The sequence below is a fragment of the Sphingomonas sorbitolis genome, from assembly GCF_036663875.1.
In the GTDB taxonomy this organism is placed as follows: Bacteria; Pseudomonadota; Alphaproteobacteria; order Sphingomonadales; family Sphingomonadaceae; genus Sphingomonas.
The window spans coordinates 25,120-45,201 of sequence record NZ_JAXOJS010000012.1; the positions used below are offsets into that span (position 1 = coordinate 25,120).

General features: G+C 61.6%; 21 protein-coding genes and 1 pseudogene. 7 read left to right on the top strand and 15 right to left on the bottom strand.

Annotation, left to right across the window (positions count from 1 at the left end; all coding sequences use genetic code 11):
* Positions 1 to 3: 3 nt before the first annotated feature.
* From U1763_RS20235 to U1763_RS20245, 3 genes are read right to left on the bottom strand one after another with little or no spacing between them, the layout of a single operon-like run.
* Positions 4 to 1,167 (bottom strand): efflux RND transporter periplasmic adaptor subunit, encoded by a 1,164-nt coding sequence (locus U1763_RS20235; protein WP_332756729.1) that lies wholly within the window; start codon positions 1,165 to 1,167, stop codon positions 4 to 6.
* Positions 1,164 to 2,426: a TolC family protein gene (locus tag U1763_RS20240; protein WP_332756730.1), complete on the bottom strand. Its 1,263-nt coding sequence runs from the start codon at positions 2,424 to 2,426 to the stop codon at positions 1,164 to 1,166. The genes U1763_RS20235 and U1763_RS20240 overlap by 4 nt, the downstream gene beginning before the upstream one ends.
* Before the next feature lie 55 nt (positions 2,427 to 2,481).
* On the bottom strand, positions 2,482 to 2,781 hold the full coding sequence (locus U1763_RS20245; RefSeq protein ID WP_332756731.1) for a hypothetical protein: 300 nt from the start codon (positions 2,779 to 2,781) through the stop codon (positions 2,482 to 2,484).
* A 379-nt stretch (positions 2,782 to 3,160) separates the two neighbouring features.
* On the opposite strand from U1763_RS20245, the gene U1763_RS20250 reads away from it, so the two are divergent.
* Entirely contained in the window at positions 3,161 to 3,382 is a 222-nt protein-coding gene (locus U1763_RS20250) for a hypothetical protein (RefSeq protein WP_332756732.1), read from the top strand.
* A 67-nt stretch (positions 3,383 to 3,449) separates the two neighbouring features.
* Positions 3,450 to 3,671, top strand: a complete 222-nt coding sequence (locus U1763_RS20255) for a hypothetical protein (protein ID WP_332756733.1) — start codon at positions 3,450 to 3,452, stop codon at positions 3,669 to 3,671.
* 772 nt (positions 3,672 to 4,443) lie between these two features.
* On the opposite strand, the pseudogene U1763_RS20260 reads toward U1763_RS20255, so the two are convergent.
* Both U1763_RS20260 and U1763_RS20265 read right to left on the bottom strand, forming a co-directional pair.
* Positions 4,444 to 5,331, bottom strand: a pseudogene (locus U1763_RS20260) (IS110 family RNA-guided transposase).
* Between the two features lie 118 nt (positions 5,332 to 5,449).
* Complete coding sequence (locus tag U1763_RS20265) at positions 5,450 to 6,058, bottom strand: TetR/AcrR family transcriptional regulator (RefSeq protein ID WP_332756734.1); 609 nt, start codon at positions 6,056 to 6,058, stop codon at positions 5,450 to 5,452.
* Positions 6,059 to 6,163: 105 nt separating this feature from the next.
* Here U1763_RS20265 and U1763_RS20270 point away from each other — a divergent pair, with 105 nt between their 5' ends.
* Positions 6,164 to 7,324, top strand: a complete 1,161-nt coding sequence (locus U1763_RS20270) for an FAD-dependent monooxygenase (protein WP_332756735.1) — start codon at positions 6,164 to 6,166, stop codon at positions 7,322 to 7,324.
* A gap of 83 nt (positions 7,325 to 7,407) precedes the next feature.
* Here the strand turns inward: U1763_RS20270 and U1763_RS20275 are convergent, their stop codons facing one another.
* The 6 genes from U1763_RS20275 to U1763_RS20300 form a co-directional block, all read right to left on the bottom strand.
* The gene (locus tag U1763_RS20275; RefSeq protein ID WP_332756748.1) at positions 7,408 to 7,866 is read right to left on the bottom strand and encodes an ATP-binding cassette domain-containing protein; all 459 of its coding nucleotides are present in this window, start codon (positions 7,864 to 7,866) and stop codon (positions 7,408 to 7,410) included.
* A gap of 349 nt (positions 7,867 to 8,215) precedes the next feature.
* Entirely contained in the window at positions 8,216 to 8,533 is a 318-nt protein-coding gene (locus tag U1763_RS20280; RefSeq protein ID WP_332756736.1) for a M13-type metalloendopeptidase, read from the bottom strand.
* A gap of 139 nt (positions 8,534 to 8,672) precedes the next feature.
* Positions 8,673 to 8,942 (bottom strand): hypothetical protein, encoded by a 270-nt coding sequence (locus tag U1763_RS20285; RefSeq protein ID WP_332756737.1) that lies wholly within the window; start codon positions 8,940 to 8,942, stop codon positions 8,673 to 8,675.
* 182 nt (positions 8,943 to 9,124) lie between these two features.
* Positions 9,125 to 10,681 (bottom strand): L,D-transpeptidase family protein, encoded by a 1,557-nt coding sequence (locus U1763_RS20290; protein ID WP_332756738.1) that lies wholly within the window; start codon positions 10,679 to 10,681, stop codon positions 9,125 to 9,127.
* Between the two features lie 483 nt (positions 10,682 to 11,164).
* Entirely contained in the window at positions 11,165 to 11,443 is a 279-nt protein-coding gene (locus U1763_RS20295) for a hypothetical protein (protein ID WP_332756739.1), read from the bottom strand.
* Positions 11,444 to 11,628: 185 nt separating this feature from the next.
* Positions 11,629 to 14,049, bottom strand: coding sequence for a TonB-dependent receptor (locus U1763_RS20300; protein WP_332756740.1), 2,421 nt, complete (start codon positions 14,047 to 14,049; stop codon positions 11,629 to 11,631).
* 82 nt (positions 14,050 to 14,131) lie between these two features.
* Here U1763_RS20300 and U1763_RS20305 point away from each other — a divergent pair, with 82 nt between their 5' ends.
* Positions 14,132 to 14,668 (top strand): homogentisate 1,2-dioxygenase, encoded by a 537-nt coding sequence (locus U1763_RS20305; protein ID WP_332756741.1) that lies wholly within the window; start codon positions 14,132 to 14,134, stop codon positions 14,666 to 14,668.
* Between the two features lie 579 nt (positions 14,669 to 15,247).
* On the opposite strand, the gene U1763_RS20310 is transcribed toward U1763_RS20305, so the two are convergent.
* The 4 genes from U1763_RS20310 to U1763_RS20325 form a co-directional block, all read right to left on the bottom strand.
* The gene (locus U1763_RS20310) at positions 15,248 to 15,610 is read right to left on the bottom strand and encodes a winged helix-turn-helix domain-containing protein (RefSeq protein ID WP_332756742.1); all 363 of its coding nucleotides are present in this window, start codon (positions 15,608 to 15,610) and stop codon (positions 15,248 to 15,250) included.
* A gap of 57 nt (positions 15,611 to 15,667) precedes the next feature.
* Positions 15,668 to 15,874: a TOBE domain-containing protein gene (locus tag U1763_RS20315; RefSeq protein ID WP_332756743.1), complete on the bottom strand. Its 207-nt coding sequence runs from the start codon at positions 15,872 to 15,874 to the stop codon at positions 15,668 to 15,670.
* A 472-nt stretch (positions 15,875 to 16,346) separates the two neighbouring features.
* Positions 16,347 to 16,826, bottom strand: coding sequence for a cupin domain-containing protein (locus U1763_RS20320; protein WP_332756744.1), 480 nt, complete (start codon positions 16,824 to 16,826; stop codon positions 16,347 to 16,349).
* 29 nt (positions 16,827 to 16,855) lie between these two features.
* Positions 16,856 to 17,776 carry an alpha/beta fold hydrolase gene (locus tag U1763_RS20325; protein WP_332756745.1) on the bottom strand — a complete coding sequence of 307 codons (921 nt, stop codon included), beginning with the start codon at positions 17,774 to 17,776 and terminating at the stop codon, positions 16,856 to 16,858.
* Positions 17,777 to 18,334: 558 nt separating this feature from the next.
* On the opposite strand from U1763_RS20325, the gene U1763_RS20330 reads away from it, so the two are divergent.
* The 3 genes from U1763_RS20330 (at position 18,335) to U1763_RS20340 (ending at position 19,776) form a co-directional block, all read left to right on the top strand.
* Entirely contained in the window at positions 18,335 to 18,757 is a 423-nt protein-coding gene (locus U1763_RS20330; RefSeq protein ID WP_332756746.1) for a hypothetical protein, read from the top strand.
* A gap of 134 nt (positions 18,758 to 18,891) precedes the next feature.
* Positions 18,892 to 19,311: a hypothetical protein gene (locus U1763_RS20335; protein ID WP_132898538.1), complete on the top strand. Its 420-nt coding sequence runs from the start codon at positions 18,892 to 18,894 to the stop codon at positions 19,309 to 19,311.
* 159 nt (positions 19,312 to 19,470) lie between these two features.
* Complete coding sequence (locus tag U1763_RS20340; protein ID WP_332756747.1) at positions 19,471 to 19,776, top strand: NUDIX hydrolase; 306 nt, start codon at positions 19,471 to 19,473, stop codon at positions 19,774 to 19,776.
* Positions 19,777 to 20,082 lie beyond the last annotated feature (306 nt).

Sequence of the window (20,082 nt, forward strand, 5' to 3'; positions counted from 1 at the left end):
GGTCTAGTCCTCGTCCTTCGCGGCGCTTTTGCCGAGTTCGGCCTTGAGCGTGAACGAGTTGGTGGAGGCGATGCGCTCCTCGCCCGTGAGGCCCGCGGTCACGCTGACCGCACCGCCGTTGGTGCGGCCGAGCGTCACCGGCGTGGCGCGGAAGCCGGTCGCGGTGCGGACTAATACGTGCGGCTTGTCGTCGATCATCTGCACGGCGGCGGAGGGCACGGCGACGCTGCGGTCGCCACTGGCGGGCAGCAGGACCGAGACGCCGACGTTTTCGCCGACACGCCATGTGCCGGTCGCGTTGTCGATCGTGGCGATCACGGGGACCAGGCGCGTGGTCTCGTCGAGGATCGGCGATACGAAGGTGACGCGGCCGTCCTGACGGCGGCCGGCGGATGTCACCTCGACGCGCGCGCCGGGCTTCACGCGTCCGGCGTCAGCGGGGACGAGCGACATCGTGACCGATACCTTGGCGAGGTTGGCGACGCGGAAAAGCTCGACGTCGGCGGCGACCTGCTGGCCGAGCGTGGCGGAGCGGGCGATCACCTGCCCGGTTATGGGCGAGTGCACCGCGATGCGATTGAGCGCTCCACCGCCGCCGCCGCCGCCGCCGGTGGCCGACAGCTGCTGCCGCGCGAGACGCAACGCGATGCTGGCTTCGGTCGCGGCGGTTCGGGCGGCGACGAGATCCTGCTCGGGCGACACGCGCTCGGCGAACAGTCGCTGCTCCCGCCGGAGGTTCGACTGGGCAAGCGCGGACCGTGCACCCGCCGCCTCCACCTCGGCATTGAGCGACGCCGCCTCGCGGCTTTCGATGATCGCCAGCGTCTGGCCGTGGCCGATCGACTGACCGAGATTTCTGGTGAGCGAAACCAGCCTGCCGCCGATCGGGGCGGAGATGACCTGGACGCCCTGCGGATCGCCCTCGATCGTCGCCGGAAGCTCGATCGCGCCGGCTACGCCGCCCACCGTCGGACGGGTTACCTCGATGCCGGCGTCCGCGATCTGCTGGACCGACAGAGTGGCGACCGCAGGATCGCCCGCGCTATTGCCCGTTTCGTCACGCGCTTCGGCGCTGGCATTGGTCGCCTGTTCGGGCATTTGTCCGCAGCCGGCGATGGCCAAGGCGATGACGACGGGCGCGATCGCCCGTATGATGAGGCTGTTCATCGATCTGTATCCTTGGGCGTAGGCGCGGCGGTGGTGAGCCGCTCGAGACGGGCCTGAGCGTCGTGATAGGCGGCCAGCGCGTCGATCGCGGCCGTCCGGGTGTCGAGAAGCGTCCGCTCGGCGTCGAGCAGGTCGAGCTGGCCGAACTTGCCTTCGCGGTAGCCGATGCGTGCGATCCGCGCGGCCTCCTTTGCGGCGTCGAGCGCGGGGCCGGCCGCGTTGCGCGCCGTCGTGGCGGCGTTCGCTGCATCCGCCTGCGCGTCGGCGATGCCCTGTTCGGCGTCGAGCAGCGCCACGCGGCGCAATGCATCCGACTGGTCGCGTTGGGCGTCCGCCACGGCGACGGCGGAACGGCCGCCGTTGAACACGGTGAGTGGGATCGAGACGCCGAAGACCGCCGCGACATCGTTGGTCTGCTCGAGTCTGCGGGCACTGGCGCTAAGCGTCAGGTCCGGCACGCGCTGACTCTGCGCGAGGCGGACCTGGGCCGTGGTGGTGTCCAAATCGGCACGCGCGGCGGCCGCGGTCAACGTACTCGCGGTACCGGAAGCATCCGACTGGCGAATCGCATCCACGCGCTGGAACCAGGCCTCGTCGAGCATGCCAACGGGTATGCCGAGAAGCCGGGCGAGGTTCGTCGAGGCGACGGCGGCCGAACGCTCCGCGCGCTCCACCGCGCCATCGGCGGCCACGCGCGCGACGTCGGCGCGCTGCTCCTCGAGCGGCGACGCCCGACCAGCCCGCACCCGTACGCTGGCGGCACGCAGGACCTCGGTGGCGATGCCAAGCTGATCGCGGGCGACCCCGATGCGACGCTGCGCAGCGACCGCGACGATATAGGTCTGCGTGACACGCAGACGCAGGTCGGCGCGCGCAATGTCGGCCTGGAGACTGGCGCGACCGATCTGCGCTTCGGCGAGCGCGATCCGGGCGCCGCGCTTGCCCCCGCGTTCGAGCGGCAGGGCGACGCCGACGGTCGTCTCGGACGAGCGCAGCCCCCGATAGATACCGGTGCCGGCAACGTTCTCGGCCTCGGCGATGATCGACGGGTTCGGACGCAGCGCGGCAACGCGGCGCTGCGCTTCGGCAGCGCGGACTCCGGCGGATGCTGCATCCTGAAAGGGCGAGAATGCGCCGGCACGGGCCAGCGCCTCGGCGAGCGTGAGGACCGGTTCCGCCAAAACTGGCGGACTGGTCTGAGCCTGCAACGACGATGCGCAGGCCCCTGCGACCATGGCGGCCGCGATGATGCGATGCATTGGAATGCTCCTGACGACGAGGACGCGGGCGCGCACGGCGCACCCGATCGACGCGTCAGTCCTGCGGCGGTCTCAAAGCGGTGTCGGCATCGCTCCCGACGAGCGTAGCGTCGTTGAAGGACGCGAGCTTGCCTATGGCCGGGCCGCTCGTGCAGGAAAGCGTGTCGGCGTCAGGCGCGCTCATATGGTGGGCATGGCAGCTGCCATGATGGTGCGGGTACCCTTTGTCGGTATCGGCAGCGACCTGATCGCCGTCGCCATCGACGTGCGACGCGGCTTCGTACTGACTAGTCTCGATGCACCCGCCGATCTCTGCCGCATGCACCACCCCGACCCAGGCGGTCAGGACGAGCATCAGACAGGCAAGGAAGGGTAAGAGCCTACGCATAGAACCGTGCGGTAGCAGAGAAAGATATTGCTGTAACTGGGCAAGGGGACTCGATCCAATCACGTCGGGTTTGAGAATGAACGAGTGACTGGAGTTGGGGAGCAGAGAGGAGTCTCCCAGCGTCCGATTAGACCGGAACTGGGAGCCGAGAAAGTATCCGTGAGTGTCAGCTTCTGGGTTTGCCGGAAGCTGTAGGGCAGGGCGCCTTCGCCCAGTTGTTGCCGTTCCGAACCGTGAGGCGCTTGCTCGAATGCGGTCATTCGTTCAGCATTGCTCGATGACGGATCGAGAGCCCTTCTATGCCTTAATGACAGAGGTTTGCGTAGAACGCGGTTGGTGCGGATCGGTGGTCGATGACCGCCCGATGCTCGTCACCGATTTCTTGCCTGATAAAGGAATGGTTACGGTCGATCAGTTCGTCGGGTGGCTGTTCGAAGCCGATGGCGTCGATCCGAGCGAAGATCTCCCAAAATGGCAAAAGCACATCGACGGGCTTCGCGACGCGTTCATACGCCACATGGGCAGCAGTTCGGTCGATGTCGAACGTTTGGCGTGGTTCGACAACTAGCGCCCAATTGCGGACATTGGGAAATTGCTTGTAGGATGCCAAGTAGCGGCGAGGGAGCGACGACCGAATGAAAGCGTTAGCTAATCTTGCCGTCCATGGATTAGGCGAATTTGCCCGGTATTTTATTTACGTCGGGTATCCGCTTTATGCTTTCAGTGTATTGAAAAGTCTGGGAAAATCCGCAGCATTGGTTGATATTGTCATCTTGATTATTCTGACTGGAATAGGCTCGTTCTTTCTTGCCAATCAGCTTGGGCGTGCCGCCGCTGCGATAGAGAAGAAGCGCTAGATTACAGCCGTCGCTTGGTGTCCGCTTTCGCTCCCCTTCCGGCCGTTCCGCTCACGCCCAATTCCGGTCATTCCGCGCCTTTACGCGGATACCCAAAAGCAGACAAAGTTTAGTCAAGGCCAAGCCCTTGCCTTGGAGGCAATTGCTTGATTGCGTATACTCAGTGCTTCCCCGTCGTTATCAATAATTCGGCACCCTGCCTTTCGCGCTTGAGCGATCCACGCATCATAAGCGCGGTAGTCGTCCGGGGGAGACTCTCGGCATATCTCCGGCGACGACGGCACCGAGTCGGTGCTGCTACACGCGGATAGCAGAAGCAACGTCGCGAGCGCGAAAGATGGAGCGGCCTTCATTCATCGAAACTGCCCACGTTGGAGCAATATGGCAACTGTGTCCGCTTTTAACCCTGACCGCCGCAAAGCCGCCAGTCCGCTTTCCTCCCCAATCACGACATTCGCGAGTGGATAGCCGGGCTTCAAAATCGGTCATTCGCAAAGAAGAACCAGCGTCCATGTGTGGACGCCCCGCTGGATACAAGGGGGTTTTTGAGAGATTTGTTCGCGCAGGTTCAGGTGCTGCCGTGTGTCCGGCCTGTTGATGCAGCATCATCACCGCTGCTGGCCTGTATGGAGATCGCGGATCGGGTCCAGACCGAAGTTGCGCGCTCGAGGCGCTCGGACACATCCCTGGTTTTCCCAATCCCGTTTCTGACCGTTGCGCCATACCTCTCTACTGACCTTCCTTGCGTCCCTGACGCCTCAAGCCTTGGCGGTTACACCGCCGCGGCCGGAGCTCTGTAGGACCCTCCATGCGCCATCAGCGCCCAGACGGTCCTCGCCATCTTGTTGGCCAACGCCACCGTGATCAGCATGCGCGGCTTGCGGGCCAGCATGCCGGCCAGCCATGCGCCGGCTTTATCGGGGTCACGCGCCGCAACCTTCGTAACCGAACTTGCGCCGACAATAAGAAGCCTCCGCAAGCTACGCTCGCCCATCTTTGTTGTGCGCCCCAGCCGCTCCTTGCCGCCGCTAGAGTGCTGTCGGGGTACGAGGCCAAGCCAGGCTGCAAAATCACGCCCGCGTCGGAACGTGTTGGCAGCAGGCGCTAGCGCCACAAGCGCAGTCGCGATCACCGGCCCGACCCCCGGAATGGTCATCAGCCGCTTCGCCACACGGGGTCAGTCTTGGCCCGGTGCGCGATTTCGCGATCCAGAAGAGCGATCTGCGACTATTCGGTGAGGTGTCCTCGTAGGGCGTTGCTGCGTGCGCTGGCGCACGAGCAGATCGCGCGTACGGAAGATTACTCCGGAGGCCTGTGCTTCGGCGCTCTTACCCTGCACGAACCGCATCGTCGGGCGCTGCGCCGCCTCGCAAATCGCTTCGGCATCGGCCATGTCGTTCTTCTGCCGCTTCACGAACGGTTTTACGTAGGCCGGTGGAATGAGCCGCGTGTCGTGACCTACTGCGGCGATCTCGCGAGCCCAGTAATGGGCGCTCGCACAGGCCTCCATTGCCACTACGCATCGTGGCAAAGTCGAGAAGAACAGAACCTGATCACGCCGAAGCTTTTTGCGAAAGATGACAGCACCGGTCGGATCCGAGCCGTGAACCTGGAAAACCGACTTGGCCAGATCGATGCCAACTGTGCTAACCTCACCCATGGACGCCTCCTCCGTGGTGTTTTCAACACCTCCACTATGGCACATCAATGCCGTCAGGGGGCGTCCACCCCAACGAAGTCGGGAAGCGAAGGAAGGGGCGTGAGCGTCCGATTGTGGGTCAAGAACCTGCGGCGTAAGGTGTATCATACAGGGCAGCATGCGTACCGCGCACGCCTCGGTCGACCAAGGCCAGGAAAGTGCCCTTCGCTGCATCAAGGTCGCCCGTTTCGCTCATTTCGGCATGCGACTGTACGAATGCAGTGCTCCACGCCGATGTAATGAGCGCGGCAGCGAGGTAGGCATCGGCATCATTGCTGGGGCGATCTACAGCTTCCGCCAAAACAACGGCCAGAGCGCGGATAAAGTCGTCCCGCATCTGCCGTGCGCGAGCTTTCAGCGCCTCGCTTGCCTGTGCCGTCTCAACAAAGGCCTGGGTATCCGCAAACAGTGGGAAGGCCGGTTCACGCTGGTCGGCCATGCGATGGGCAAGCTCGCCAAGGGCCCCGATTGGCGACGTGCCCGGTGAGCGCGATCTGATGGCCTCGAAAGCGACATCATGGGCCTCCTGCTCGCGGTCGAAGAACATGTCTTCCTTTCGCGGGAAATGATTGAAGACCGTCATGCGTCCGACATCGGCCGCCTCCGCGATCTCGTCGATCGTCACCCGGTCAAAGCCACGCTCCATGAACAGGCGCGTGGCAGCATCGGATATCGCCTGTCGGGTCACGAGCCTCTTGCGCGTTCGACGGTCTGGGTTCGGTCCATTCATGGCTTGAACATCAATATATACTCGGTATAGATATGTAGCGTATCCAATTCTGAGGATGTTCCTATGCCTTCGTCAACCGTCATGCCAGCAGCGATCAAAGCAGGCCACAAATCGGCGCTCGTCAGTGGCGCGAGCTTTGCCGGCCTCGCTACCGCCTACTGGCTGAACCGGCTTGGACACAGTGTCACGATTGTCGAAACGGCATCTGAACTGCGGCGGGGCGGCACGCCGGTGGATATCGAAGGAGAGACGATCGAAATCCTGGGTCGCATGGGACTTGCAGATGCGGTGCGCGCCAAAGCGCTGCCCCCGCGTGGCTTCGAGTTCAAGGACGCGGATGACGCCACCTTGGGATCGATCGGTATCGGCAACGAACCAGAGGCGCACGAACGATACGAGATTCACCGTGATGATCTGCTGGATATCCTTTCTGCCGCGGTGGAGGACAAGGTCGAAATCCTGTTCGGCCAATCGATCGTCGAGCTGGATGAGGGCAGAGACGGCGTGTCGGTGAGCTTGAGCAACGGCGACCGGCGCGACTATGCTTTGGTCTTCGGGTGCGACGGCAACCGGTCCAACACGCGCAAGCTCGTTTTTGGCGAGGGCGAGCAATTCGCCTACTTCATGGGCGGCTATTTCTTTCTGAAGGTGGTGCCGCAGATCGGGTTGCTTCCCGCCAACATGTCACAAGTTTTCAGCGTGCCTGGGCGTATGGCGATGCTGAACGGCTATGAGGATCGAACCGACATCGGCTTCGGTTTTCGGACGATCGGCGAGATCGACTATAACTACCGCGATCGCGCTCAACAACGCCGCCTGATCCACGACCAGTTTGACGGTTTGGGATGGAAAGTGCCGGCGATGCTCGACAGCATGGACGGGGACGACGACTTCTATTTCGACAGGATCAATCAGATCAGGATGACCTGCTGGTCGCGCGGTCGTGTGACCCTGGTCGGCGACGCGGGCTACTGCGTCTCGCCGCTTGCAGGGTTCGGCGGCTCGATGGCGATCATCGGTGCAGGCCGGCTGGCGGACGCGCTCGAGCGGTATCCCGACGATCACGGTGCGGCCTTTCGCCACTACGAAAACGAACTGCGGCCATTCGTCGAAGAGGTTCAGGAGCGCGCCGCGACTAACGGCTTGGCGATGATGTTTCCGGCCGACGAGACCGAGCTTGCGGAGCGCGATCGCAAGCTCTTGGCGGGTGAGATGGACATGTAGGCGTTGCCGCACGTCGATCGGCCCTACAAGCCCATGCGTCTCTCTCTCTCTCTCTCGTGAGGACGACATTGGGCGCCCGCGGATCATCGATAGCCCGCGGCCTGAAGCTCGAACAGTTCGGCATAGCGGCCCCCGGCAACAAGCAGGTCGTCATGGGTACCTGATGCCTCCACCTTGCCATCGCTGAGCACCAAGATGCGGTCCGCCATGCGCACGCTGGAGAATCGGTGCGAGATCAGCACTGCCGAGCGTCCCGCGCTCAGTTCACGGAAGCGCTGGAACACCTCGTACTCGGCGCGCGCATCCAGCGCTGCAGTGGGTTCGTCGAGGATCAACACCTGGGCATCGCGCATGTAGGCGCGAGCGATCGCCATCTTCTGCCATTCGCCACCGGACAGGTCGACGCCGTTCCGGAACCGCTTGCCGATCATCTGGTCGTAGCCGTCGGGCAGTTTGGCAACAACGCTGTCGGCGAGCGCGGCGGACGCTGCTGCCTCGATCCGCTCGCGATCGCCGCGCGCCTCGATGCGACCGACCGCGATGTTGTCCGCGGCAGGTAGGTTGTCGGTACGGCAGAGACCGGCGGTCGACGGACCGTCGACGTCGCCCGGCTACAAGCGATCTGGACTGTCAGTCCTCGCCTGTCGCTGACCGGACGGTTGGAACACGCTTTCGCCAAAAGTGGGCTGGAGACTGCGGGTTACCGGGACTCGTCTTACGCAGCTCTATGGGCAAGTTTTCGATTTTGAGAGGCCTGGGACGCGCGTCTCAAACCGCTTCAAAGCACATTAACGAACGGCCGACGTTGGGGGCCGGAAAGGGCGATCTGAATGTCCACAAGTGGGTTTTCGCGCGGATGAGTAGCGCTGGCGGACGAATAGGGGCAGCAAGTCACCTCAATCCTGAACTCCCCATTTGCCGCCCGGCGTAGATATCTGGCGGATGACACTGTAGCCAGATCCGTACGCGGTCGGCCGGCGCGAGATACTGCCTCTGGCTAGCATCGATCCTCCACCCGGCGTACCTAGCATCCACGTTGCGTAGCGGGTTCACCGCGTGGATCTGGCCCCGCGAGTGCGGGGAGCTGACCAGTTGCTGTCGGAGCGACTCGTTCCGCAACAGCGTCAGCCAAACCTGTCCCCAACCAAGGAAGAAGCGCCAAGCGCCGGTGAAGTCGCCACGTTCGGGGGCAGCCTTTCGATCATGCATGGTGCATCGGAGGACTACAGCTGCCAACAGCCCTGGCGCTTACTCCAAGACGTAAGAAGGGCATCCGAGTCGCCTCGAATGCCCTAATTTTGCAAGCCGCTTGGGAGCAACCTGCCTGCAACTCTAAGCGCTCAGTCGCTTAGATGCCATTCGAAAGATTGGTATCCGGATCGTTGGTGCGCATGTCTTCTGCCTGATTCTGGCCTGTGGCGCGCACTGCGTCGGCCTTGTTCTCCAGGCTCGCTTCAGCTGCTTCGTTGCCCGTGGCGTCGGCCGCGTCTTCGAGGTTATCGGCGACGGCTTCAGTGTTCGACTCGATCTTATCGGCCGCCTGCTCGCGCGGGCTGGAATTGCAGGCTGCGAGCGAGAGCAGACCGGTAACGACGGCGACAGAAAAAACTTTCTTCATGATCAACCCTTATTGTGGTGGGGTACGGATACACGACGGCGGTTGGAATTCAACGCCGATCCGCTTGGTGGGGCATGGCTGCCCAGCGGCCAGCAATGCTTTGTCTAAGCGATCCCTCAATAGGCAGAAACCAGTGGCCAAACCCATGCGCTCGCGTTCGCGGGCAAGGGGAAGGGTTGTGACTAAGGGCCGATGTCGATCGCCTGCGCTTCCGCCCGGCGCGCCGACGACTTGGCAAAACCGAGTTGCTCGGCGATTGGATCGTTCCATCCGTACGGGTCGGTGCGAAAGGCTATCGCCCCGTCGGCACCGACATAGACATTGTGATAGAGCAGCCGGACCGGAATACGACGCGGCAAGGGCACGAAGGTCATCTCGCCCGTCGCCTGCGCGGCCTGCCAGGCGTCCGCGACGCCCTCGTCCTCGGCGAGCATCTGCGCGAAGCCGAGCGCGTCCTGGACGCGGACGCAGCCATGGCTGAGATGGCGCTGGCTGCGCTCGAACAGGGCCGGCGCCGAGGTGTCGTGCAGGTAGATCGCCTGGTTGTTGGCCATGTCGAACTTGACGAGGCCGAGCGCATTGTCGGGTCCCGGCTGCTGGACGATCCAGCCGTCACGCAGCACCATGTTGTGCGCCTGCAGATACGCGTCGTCGACATTCGCCATCTCGCCGTTCTGGATCGATTTCGGCACGGTCCAGGTCGGGTTGGCGACCAACCTGAAGATCGGCGATGCAAGCGCCGGGGTCTCGTGCCCGGGTTCTCCGACCACGACCTTTCGCTCGTCCGCCACCGTACCGTCGCGGTAATAGCGCAACTGTGACGCCGCGGTGTTGACGTCGATCCGCGTGGCCGGTGGCATGCGTTCGAGCCAGCGCCGGCGCTCCAGCGCAACGCCCAACGCCCGGGCACGGTCGCCGGCGCCAAGGTTGAGCACCTTCAGCGTCTCGGGCCCGACGACGCCGTCGGCGGCAATCCCGTAATCGGTTTGCAACCCTTTCAGCGCGTCCGCCAGCGCTTGCGTGTAGAGCGCCGACATGGGGGAAGGCGCGAGTTGCAACGGCTCGGTCGCTAAACCGGAGGGTGCCAGATAGCCGCTTTGCGTCAGCTGATCGGCGATGGCCGCTACCCGCGGGTCTCGATCGCCGGCGCGGATCAGGCCACCGGTGATCGGCTGGGCTGGTCCGGCCGCGGCCGCAGCCTGACTGAAGCGGAGATAGGCGTCGGACAAAGCCCGGTATTCTGCGTCCTGCGGTGCCAGCGACGCCAGCCACTCGGTGAGTTTACCGGTCGCAAGGGCGACGCCGAGGCCGGCCGTTACGTCGGTTTTCGGGCGGGGCAGGGTATAGACTTCGTGCAACGCGACAGGATCGATGTGTCCTCTTGCCAACGCTTCGGCATAGGAGAGGGCGGCGCGCGACCGCGCTACGTCGGCGACGGCGGGGCTTGCATCCATTGCGTCCGCGGCGGCGAAGGCCAGGTGGTCGAGACCGTGCCGGCCGCGGTCGGCGAGCGCGGACTGGAATGCCGTGATGCTCTGCTTGGACCACAAAGCTCGCCATTTCGACTTGGCGTACAACGTCCGAAGTCTGGGGTCCGTCACTTCGGCCTTGTCGATCGCAATCGCGATGGGGTCTGGACGGGTTACGGCGTCGATCGGAACGATCTGAGCGTGCGCCGCTCCGTGGGTAAGCAGGATCAGCAGCGGGACCGTGGATCGGTACAATGTCTTATAGCGCATCCCGATCTAACGAGCCAGTCGGCAATGTGGACCAGAACGACGACCGGTGGCAGCATAAATGTGCCGTTCGGCTTGCTATCGCTGGTCTAAATCGATCGCCGTCGCTACTCTTGAACGCGTCGGCCCGGCCTGTTTCACTCGCAAATCGCGCCGTGGCGTCAGCCATGCGCAACGCCCGTCAATCACCCTCGAAAGTCAGCGCCTGGTCGGTGCGCGCCGCGGCGTATTTCATCTGACGGTGCGCAATTGCGCCGACCATAGCGGGGGTACGCATCGCCAGGCTCTCGAGGGTCGTCCCAATTCCCGCCATCAATACGGCCCCGTCGGCCACGGTTTGCCTACATGAACAAACGGGCGAAGTTGGGGAACGACAAGCCGACCCCAGCGTCCGACTATGGGTCGGCGCGAACGTCGACTGACCCGGTAATCATAGGATCCGCCTACCGCTATGGCGAAGCCGTGCGATACCCCCAAAATGGGCAATCACCGTTCGGTACTCTTGATGTCTGTAATTTCGTTGTTCGAAAGACCCGCGCCTTCCTCGTGCAGGAAGTGCAAGAGTTCGCCAACTTCTTTCGGTCCAAACGTTATGGCAAGGCCATCCATACGAATGGATATGGCTTTCTGTGTATCTGTGGACAGACCGGCGATAATTTCAACGCAGTCTTCCAGCGTTCCTTGTCCGAGCGCGTCTGAGGTCACGTCACCAGACGCATCGACCGAATAAATCGTCGCCGGCTCACTCAAGGGGTATGTCGTCATCGCGTTTCCTGACCAGTCGGTGTCGATAGGAGAACGCGCTGGGGTTCATATCGGGCGCACTGACACTCGCCGTCACAGCCTTCTGATACCTGACAGTCGTCTAGTGGCAAAGCCGCAAGCGAACCTGAACAAGTGTCGGGTCTTGGGGCGTGACTCGGGGGGCTTCAATGTCGCTTTATGGGTCTTTACTGATGTGCGCGGAACGTCACTCCGATCGTGCGCGGGTCGCTTGGCGTAGCGAGAATCAGGCCTGAGTTTCCGGCCTGGATCGTGACGTTCTGAATATAGTCCCGATCGAACAGGTTGCGTGCGAACACTGCCAGCTCCCAGCCCTTACTGCTGCGATAGCCGACGCTGCCGTTGACGACTGTGTAGCTGCCGATCGTCGTGAAGCGCGAACCGGTCGGATCGCCGAACTGCTTGCTGCGGTAGTTGGCATCGGCATGTGCGAACACGCTTCCACCCAGGGCTTCCACAGGAACAAGGTAGTCGCCGCCCACGGTCGAGGACCATTTCGGAAGGCCGGGTAGTCCCGTGCCGCTCAGATTGCAGGTTGCGGCTGTGTTGCCGATCAGCTCGATGGGGCACGGCCCGGCCGGGTAGCTGTCATACTTGCCGTCGGCGTAAGCGACCGACGCGCGGAGCGACAGGTCGCGTGTGACGGCCGCAACGGCGTCGGCCTCCACGCCCTTCGACGTCACCTTTGGAATGTTGGAGAGATACGTGCGCAGCGCTGCTGCGGCGCGGGTGTCGCTGACGTTGGTCTGGAAGTCGGTGACGCGGGTATAAAAGGCATCGATGTTGAAGGTCAGGCGATTGTCGAACAGCAGCGTCTTGAGGCCTACCTCATAAGCCGTGTTCTTTTCGGGTCGCACGACGGCCGTACCGACTGCCGGCAAGTTCTGATCGTTGAGCGGTAGCCCCGACATATTGATGCCGCCCGACTTCTCGCCGCGGGCATAGCTCGCGTAGCCGAGTACGTTGTCGGTCGCCTGCCAGGCGATGTTGGCGCGACCGGTCAGCGCACCGTCATTGACCTTTGCGGCGTAGGTCTGGCCGCGCAGGATGCCGAGCCGTGCGTTGATCAGCGCAGTGCTGGTAGTGGCCGGACCGCCAAAGACGAACGTGTCGTAGGTGCCGGTCTTGTGCTCGTAGGTGTAGCGCAGACCACCGGTCAGGGTCAGGCGATCAACCGGCCGCCAGTTGACCTCGCCTAACGCGGCATAGCTGTTCGACTGGAAATCGGTGCGACCATCGGTGCCGTAGCCGTCGAGAAGGTTCGCAGGAACCGGCGTGACGACCTGATTGGGCGCAGTGCCGGTGGTGACGGAGGTGCCGATCAAATAGCGCGCGGCTGCCGGGCCGTAGATCGAGATCGGCCGTCCCTCGATGCGCTGGCGGAAGAAATACAGCCCGCCGACGTAGCTTAGGGCGTGATCGCCGTTCGAGGCGAGGCGCAGTTCCTGGCTGTACTGATCCTGGCGCGACGGGATGTGCTGTTCGATCTGGATCGGAATGCCGGTATAGTCGCGGTCGTTGGCCGCATCCCAGTTCCAGAAACGCCACGCACTGACCGACGTCAGCGTCGCGCCGCCAATGTTCCAGTCGGCGATCGCGGCGACACCCCCCTCGTTGGTATCGACCCCGAGTTGCGCGTCAATGTCGGTCACGCGGTCATAGGGGTTGGTGCTGGGCGGGGTGTAGTTGAACTGCGCGGCAAGGCCGGTCGGCCCGGCAAACTGCCGCGTTGCCGTGCGCGGCACGTCACGCGTGGCGACGCGGTAATAGACCTGCGTGCAGCAGTTGCTCTGGAAACTGGTGAAGTCGGCGCTGAGCTTCACCTGTAACATCTCGGACGGCTTGAACAGCAACTGGGCGCGCACGGCCTGGTTGCCGATCTGGTTCTGATCCCGGCCGGTGCGGATATTGTCGATCACCCCGTCACGGCGTGTGGAGACGCCTGATATACGGAAGGCGAGCGTATCGGTGATGGGACCCGATGCAGAAGCCTTGGCCTGGACGAAGTTGAAGCTGCCGACGGTGATTTCCTCGGTCGCCTCAGGTGTGAAGGTTGGTGCGCGCGTCGTGATATTGATCGCGCCCGCCGTGCTGTTCTTGCCGAACAACGTCCCCTGCGGACCGCGCAGGATCTCGACCTGACCGATATCGCTAAAATCGAACGCGGCGGTTGCCGGCCGCGCGTGATAGACCTGATCGACGTAAAAGCCGACGCCCGGTTCCAGGCCGTCATTGGCCTGGCTGACCGCGACGACACTGCTGCCCAAGCCCCGGATCGTGAAGGCGGTGTTGCGAGGGTTCGCCGAGCTGTAATTGAGCGACGGCACTAGCTGCGACAGTTGCTGCGTATTCACCGTGTAGGACCGGTCCAGCAGTTCGCCACCAACGACCGACAGCGAACCGGGAATGCGCTGCGCATCCTCGGCACGGCGACGTGCCGTTACCGTGATCTCGGGCAGGGCGACTTGACCTCCATCGTCACTGGCACTGGTCGCAGTAGCCGCATCTGCAGGCGGGACCGCGCGGTCCTGCGCATAGGCAGAAGTCGTAAGCGCAATGAGGCTGGCAGCGCAAAGCAGGTGACGCATCGGAAGTTCCCCTTGTCGTCCAACACCCCGCTATTGCGGGCTATGCCGGATCTATATCCGGCCATATACAGACCTATCTCGATTGGAGAAGACCTTGCCGGCTATAATCCTGATCCCGCTGCTCTTTCTTGCCGCCAGCCCGCAGGCGATGCCGGAGATGGATCACGCGCCCGACGCCTGCCCGGCGAAGGCGGTGCCGCTACCGGCGGAGTTTGAGGGTTGGACTCGCAGGCGGCCTGTTCGCGCCGGAGCGAGGGTCAAGGCGGCTACTACACTTCCGCTCGGCGCCGGCATTACGGCCATGCTATTGCCGATGCCGGCCGTTACCTATGCTGTCCGACCCGAGAAGCCCGGCACACCCGCCAACAGCGGCGGGATGTTCGCCTTCAACGTGCCTGCCTCCGGGCGCTACCGCGTCGCGCTGGGAGCTGCCGCGTGGATCGACGTCCTAAGTGGCTCATCGCCAGCGACATCCGTGGCACACAGCCACGGGCCTGATTGCACGGGCATTCGCAAGATGGTCGACTTCGATCTGAAGCCTGGGCGTTACCTTTTGCAGGTGACTGGTAACGCTTCTCCGACACTTTCGCTGATGATCGTGCGCGTGCCCTCCACCTGACGTCGGTGCCTCGACCGGCTTGCAGAATGAACTTTAGCCTTGTGCCGATAACTATATCCGTCTGAATATAGATGTGCACTGCAGAACGGACGTGGTCATGAAAATCAGGATCGACATGACGGGCATGCGCTTTGGTCGGCTCATTGGCATCTGCTTCGCGCACAAAAGCCGGAGCGGGCACGCGCATTGGCTGTTCCAGTGCGATTGCGGGACTGAGCTTGTAGCAGCGGGAGGTAACGTCCGATCAGGACGCACGGCGAGCTGTGGTTGCCTGCACCGCGAAATCTGCGCCGCCCGCCTCACTCAACATGGGTACCGTGCACAACACCGCCATGATGCCACGTATCGCGCCTGGCAGCGCAGGAAGACGGAGAATGAAGCAGGCGTAATTTCGCCGGCATGGTCCGATGATTATGCCCGCTTCCTCGCCGATATGAGAGAGCGTCCTGCCGACACGATGCTATCGAGAACCGACGTATCGAAACCGTTTGGTCCCGCCAATTGTCGATGGATGCCGGTGGCTTCTCGTTCAGCCCGGGCAACGCATGGGTGGACGACACGCCGTGACGCGCCGCGGGCTCAACTTTCCGGCTTGAGCGCGTCGACTAGCCAGTCGAAGTCTGCTCCCTTGGCAGCGGCGACCATGCGCGCTTCAATGTCGCGGTAGCTGGCAAGCACCTGCTCACCAAACGCTGTCAGGTGCGCGCCGCCAGCCTTTCCTCCCCCAACGCGGGTTTCGACGACCGGCTGGGTCCAGGCATGGTTGAGACTGTCGACGAGCAGCCAGATACGTCGGTAGCTCATCTTTAAATCGCGTCCCGCGGCTGAAATAGAGCCGGTACGACCGATGGCATCAAGAACGAGCGCCTTGCCCGGTCCTATCGCCGGCTCCGTGCCTCTGAGAAACTGAACGTTGACCTTCAATGGTCCATCAATAGCCAAGCTGGCATCTCCTGCGAAGACCGCGACAATGGTCCAGCGTCAGTTCTGAGGGCAACGTCATTTTCCTATCAGGACGTCGCTTGCCTTGATGAGCACCGTCACTTGATCGCCTTCGCTGAGCGCCAGGTCGGAGATGGCCTCCTCGGTGATATTCGCGGTGATGATCATACCGTTGCCGATATCGACCTTGACTGAGCCATTGACGGCACCGGGCTGGATGCTGGCGATGCGGCCTGAGAGTTGATTGCGGGCGCTGATCTTCATGGGATATCCTCAACAGTGATGGGGTTGAGCGGTAGCTTTACGACTACGACCCAAATCCAGCCATTCCCATTTCTCGATCCTTTTTTGAGAAGGTTATGGGTGCCGGCATCACCGCCAGCTTCGACATGAATGAATGACCGAAGTTAGGTTGCCGAAGACGGGTCGCGAGTGTCCGCCACTGGGTCTGGCCGGAAGCTGTAGGCAGGGTGTCTTCGCCCGCACACGGACGTTCAGGCTGGCGATCCGGGCTTCCAAGACTGGCCATTCGTTAAGCGCGATCTTTCCCGTTTCTCCGTCTCCGAAAGGCCATTTCGGGAAAGAGCAATCGGGAACAGATTTTGGGAAACGGGGTGCCTTGGACGGCTCTCGCCGTGATCGCTACGGCGACTGTCTCGCTATGGGTTCGCTATCGGGAAAGCCTGGCTGGCATTGACGCTGTCCGCAGTGAGATGCGTCAGGCGCGGTATTAGTTTCAATTGGCGATGGGGCGGCCAGCGGCCGACGTTCTTGGATCGGACGCCACCTCGATATAATGTGTGTCGGTCGGACCAATCCCGCTGATATAAACGACGGCTGGCTCATTACGGGTCAGCGCAAAATGCGGTGCGCCCGCCGGTTCGGTATAGAAGCTACCAGAGCCGAGAGGCTTGACGGCCGCTTCTTCGGCCATGATGCCATACCCGAAATACCAAGTTCCCGAGACGACTACGGCAGATCGCTGATCGCGGTGGAAGTGTGCAGCGATCCGCGTGTTGGCTGGAACACGCAGCGCGATCGTATAGGGGCCGGTAACGGCCGGGTCGCCGTACAGGGTGGTCGTCTGTATACCGGTGACGCCCGACGTACCTACGCCAGCGCCGCCTTTTGCCATCGCCGCGATTTGCAGTGGCGTCAGGCGGATTTCGCTGACCTGTGGTGCAGCGAATGCGGAAGAGGTCGCTGTCAGTGCCAAGCTTAGGCCGAGCATAGGCTTCCGGGCGCTCACTTGCCTTGCTCAAGGAAAGCGCGGACGATCGAGCTGGTCGCCTTGGGGTTTTCTTCCATGATCCAATGCCCTGACCCTGGAATGATCCCCTCCTGCACATTGCTTGCGGCGAAGCGCATGACCGTTGCCATCATCGGCCCGAACGATTTTTCGCCACCAATGGCCAGTACCGGCATGGCCAGCTTGCCGTTGGCGGCAAGGAACGCCTTGTTGTCGATTGCGTCCTGATCAAACGCGGCAAACTGCATGAAGCCCGAGTGCATCGCACCCGGCATGGCGTACAGCTTGGCATAATGCGCGCGCGACCTTTCCGTGAAAGCCGCAGGGGTTGCCGAGAACTCGTTCCAGAATCGATCCAGATAGATGCGCTCGCGTCCTGCTACCAACCGCTCCATATCCGGTCCACCGAAGCGGAAATGCCAGAGCAAAGGGTTTTTGAGAACCTCCTCCCAAGGGCCGACGCCCGGAAGCGGCGCGTCTATCAGTACGAATCTTGTCACGCGCTGGGGGTGCTGAACGGCGAACGCGTAGCCGACCATATTTCCGATATCGTGGGTGACAAGATCGGCCTTCGGGACCTTCAAAGCGTCCATCACCCCTGCAACGTCGCCTGCCTGCGTCTTCTTGTCGAAGCCACCGGCGGGCTTTGACGAAAGGCCAAGACCGCGAAGATCTGGAACAATGACGGTGTGATCGCGTGCGAGCTCTGCAGCCATGGGGGCCCACATGTCACCAGTTTCACCGTAACCATGAAGCAATACGATGGCGGGTCCCTTACCGCCTACGCGCACGTGGATCGTGGCGCCATTTGTTGCGATTTCCTGGGTTCGGAAGGCCGACGGGAACGGCGTAACCTGCGCCAACACTGGAAAGCTAAGCATGAAGACAGTCAACGTGGCAACGATTAATCGAACCATGGCTTATCTCCAAATATTTGGTATCGATCTGCAAAAACTCGTGAGCACACGCTTTTTAGTAAATTTGATAAATAGAATGTAAAATTGGAATCGAGATAAATCGATTAACACATAACATGAAGAGGGCGTTCAACTAATATGTCGAGATCCGGGATATATTAAAGCCGGCCATAGACGCATATCGATATAAATCTGATTTGTTCCCTTGAAAACCATGCAGGCGCAGAAGGCTGCACCTTATATGTTGGATCCGATTTCGGTAACCTCTGCGATCCGTTTGAGAGCAATCGATCCATCATTAGACACGCTACACAGATATATGCGCCACTTCGCCAAAGGCCGTTGTGGGCTTTCCGAATTGACCATCCTTTTAGAAAAAGCAGCAGCCCGCAATTTCGGCTATTGCTACCCGCCGTCCCGAAAGCAGTCCGTCCGCTTTCCTCTCAACCCAGACATTCCCGAAGTTCGATCGGTCGCGAGAACTTCCTCCCCATCGGAAATAGCAATGGCCGGTAGCGCTTGGTTGCGTAAGAGAAGGCGGGGCAGGATATGAGAGCGATGATCGACCTCGTAAACGCCCAGGGGGCAGGGCTATCCCCCGACCGCTTAGTAAACGCCACGGGGCTATCCGACAAATCTTTGCGATCTTACCCCATCGGCATGATCCTACCGGTGCCCGGCATCGGGCGTCTGATCCTTTTCGATGCGCATCCGTCGAGGGATGTCCTTCACCAAGAGATCTGGGGGCGGGAGGTGTTCCTGTTCGACGACGGTAACCGACTGGTGTGGCAGATCGCGCCTGAACCAGGCACCACGGACGACATGCACCGAAATTTCGATACGGCCCGCCCCGCGACCGAAAGCTTCTCCGGCATTAGCAATATCGACGGAAGGTTTTATGCGAGCCGGATCGGCGGTGACACTTTCGTGATTGATATGACGACCGGCGCTGCCTCGTATGGCGGCTGGGCACGAACCTAGCCCGTTCGAGCCAGCCAGATCGTGCAAACGTCGATCGCCGCGCTGGCTTTCCCATATCCTGATCGTTTGCGAGACAGTCGGTGTGCTCATAATGCAATAATCAAGATTTTTGCATATCTCAGAGGATCAGTAGCGTGCGCGTGATATTTAACGACTCAATCGACCTCGGCTTCGCAGTCGCCGCTTTGATAAATGACACAGTCGATAGGAGCGAAATTGCCGATTGGGCTGCACGCGTAATTGACGAAGTGGAAGATCCACCAACCTATATTTACGTGATGCTGGACATGGAGCGCTACCACGGACGTGGTCTTCATGACGAGATTGGATTTACACCAACCACCGGATTAGATTCTGAAGACGAATTTCAGTACCTCCGTGAGATCGCAGTGCGTCGCGGCAAAGAAGACTCTGACTATCTCGGGGGTAAGAGTCCTGTCAGCCTGGGTGCGGTCCGTAAGGCTTATATAGACAATCTACTCAAGATGAATTTCGGATTCGATGTTCAATCATTGCCGCCATTGTACCTAGGGGATGCTTCGCGCACCCCATAACTTTCGAGAAGCAGGCTCATGTAGCCTAACTTGGTGTCCATGGGACCGGCAGCAGCTTACCACCTCGACAGTATACGAGGTCCGTCGCCAGCGATTCCCGAAAGTCGATCCTACCAGGAAGCTGGTTGAGCGATAGATCACGGCTGCTAGCATGGCGGCATGAGCAACAAGTCCTCTCGCACGATCTGGATCGCAGCCGCGCTGATCGACGATGGTGCGGGCCGTTTGCTGCTCGTTCGCAAGGCAGGAACAGAGTGGTTCATGCAGGCAGGCGGAAAGATCGAGGACGGCGAAACCCCCGTCAGCGCGCTTCGCGGCGAGCTGGACGAGGAGATTGGGCTGACGCTGGTTGACGGCGATGCACGCCATCTTGGCTGCTACTCCTCGCCGGCTGCGAACGAACCCGATCATACCGTCGAAGCCGAAATCTTTCATGTGCGGATGCGGTACACCCCTGCCACGTGATCGGAGATCGAGGAAGCTGTCTGGGTCGATCACGTTACGGCAGCCGGGATGCCTTTGGCGCCCTCGACCCGCGATTACATTCTGCCGCTGTCTCGCACGCTCTGATCCGGCTTTCCCGCTCGACCATCCTTTTGGGGAAAGGGCGGCTGCGTCAGGGACGTCCGATAACGCCGTTTGCCTTCCCAATAGCGGCCGGTCCGCTTTCCTGAAGAGTTTCGGATGCCGGCAGGCGTACGAAAGTCTTGGAAGCCCGAACCCGCGGGCCGCAGGCGATGCGCTATGGGGTTTTCGGTTTCCGGCCGGTCT

Bases quoted from the DNA above. Each gene is read 5' to 3' on its own strand.
- U1763_RS20280 (WP_332756736.1), bottom strand. From the start codon at position 8,533: ATGCATGATCGAAAGGCTGCCCCCGAACGTGGCGACTTCACCGGCGCT.
- U1763_RS20235 (WP_332756729.1), bottom strand. From the start codon at position 1,167: ATGAACAGCCTCATCATACGGGCGATCGCGCCCGTCGTCATCGCCTTG.
- U1763_RS20240 (WP_332756730.1), bottom strand. From the start codon at position 2,426: ATGCATCGCATCATCGCGGCCGCCATGGTCGCAGGGGCCTGCGCATCG.
- U1763_RS20325 (WP_332756745.1), bottom strand. From the start codon at position 17,776: ATGGTTCGATTAATCGTTGCCACGTTGACTGTCTTCATGCTTAGCTTT.
- U1763_RS20245 (WP_332756731.1), bottom strand. From the start codon at position 2,781: ATGCTCGTCCTGACCGCCTGGGTCGGGGTGGTGCATGCGGCAGAGATC.
- U1763_RS20285 (WP_332756737.1), bottom strand. From the start codon at position 8,942: ATGAAGAAAGTTTTTTCTGTCGCCGTCGTTACCGGTCTGCTCTCGCTC.
- U1763_RS20330 (WP_332756746.1), top strand. From the start codon at position 18,335: ATGATCGACCTCGTAAACGCCCAGGGGGCAGGGCTATCCCCCGACCGC.
- U1763_RS20295 (WP_332756739.1), bottom strand. From the start codon at position 11,443: ATGACGACATACCCCTTGAGTGAGCCGGCGACGATTTATTCGGTCGAT.
- U1763_RS20315 (WP_332756743.1), bottom strand. From the start codon at position 15,874: ATGAAGATCAGCGCCCGCAATCAACTCTCAGGCCGCATCGCCAGCATC.
- U1763_RS20255 (WP_332756733.1), top strand. From the start codon at position 3,450: ATGAAAGCGTTAGCTAATCTTGCCGTCCATGGATTAGGCGAATTTGCC.
- U1763_RS20270 (WP_332756735.1), top strand. From the start codon at position 6,164: ATGCCTTCGTCAACCGTCATGCCAGCAGCGATCAAAGCAGGCCACAAA.
- U1763_RS20290 (WP_332756738.1), bottom strand. From the start codon at position 10,681: ATGCGCTATAAGACATTGTACCGATCCACGGTCCCGCTGCTGATCCTG.
- U1763_RS20300 (WP_332756740.1), bottom strand. From the start codon at position 14,049: ATGCGTCACCTGCTTTGCGCTGCCAGCCTCATTGCGCTTACGACTTCT.
- U1763_RS20340 (WP_332756747.1), top strand. From the start codon at position 19,471: ATGAGCAACAAGTCCTCTCGCACGATCTGGATCGCAGCCGCGCTGATC.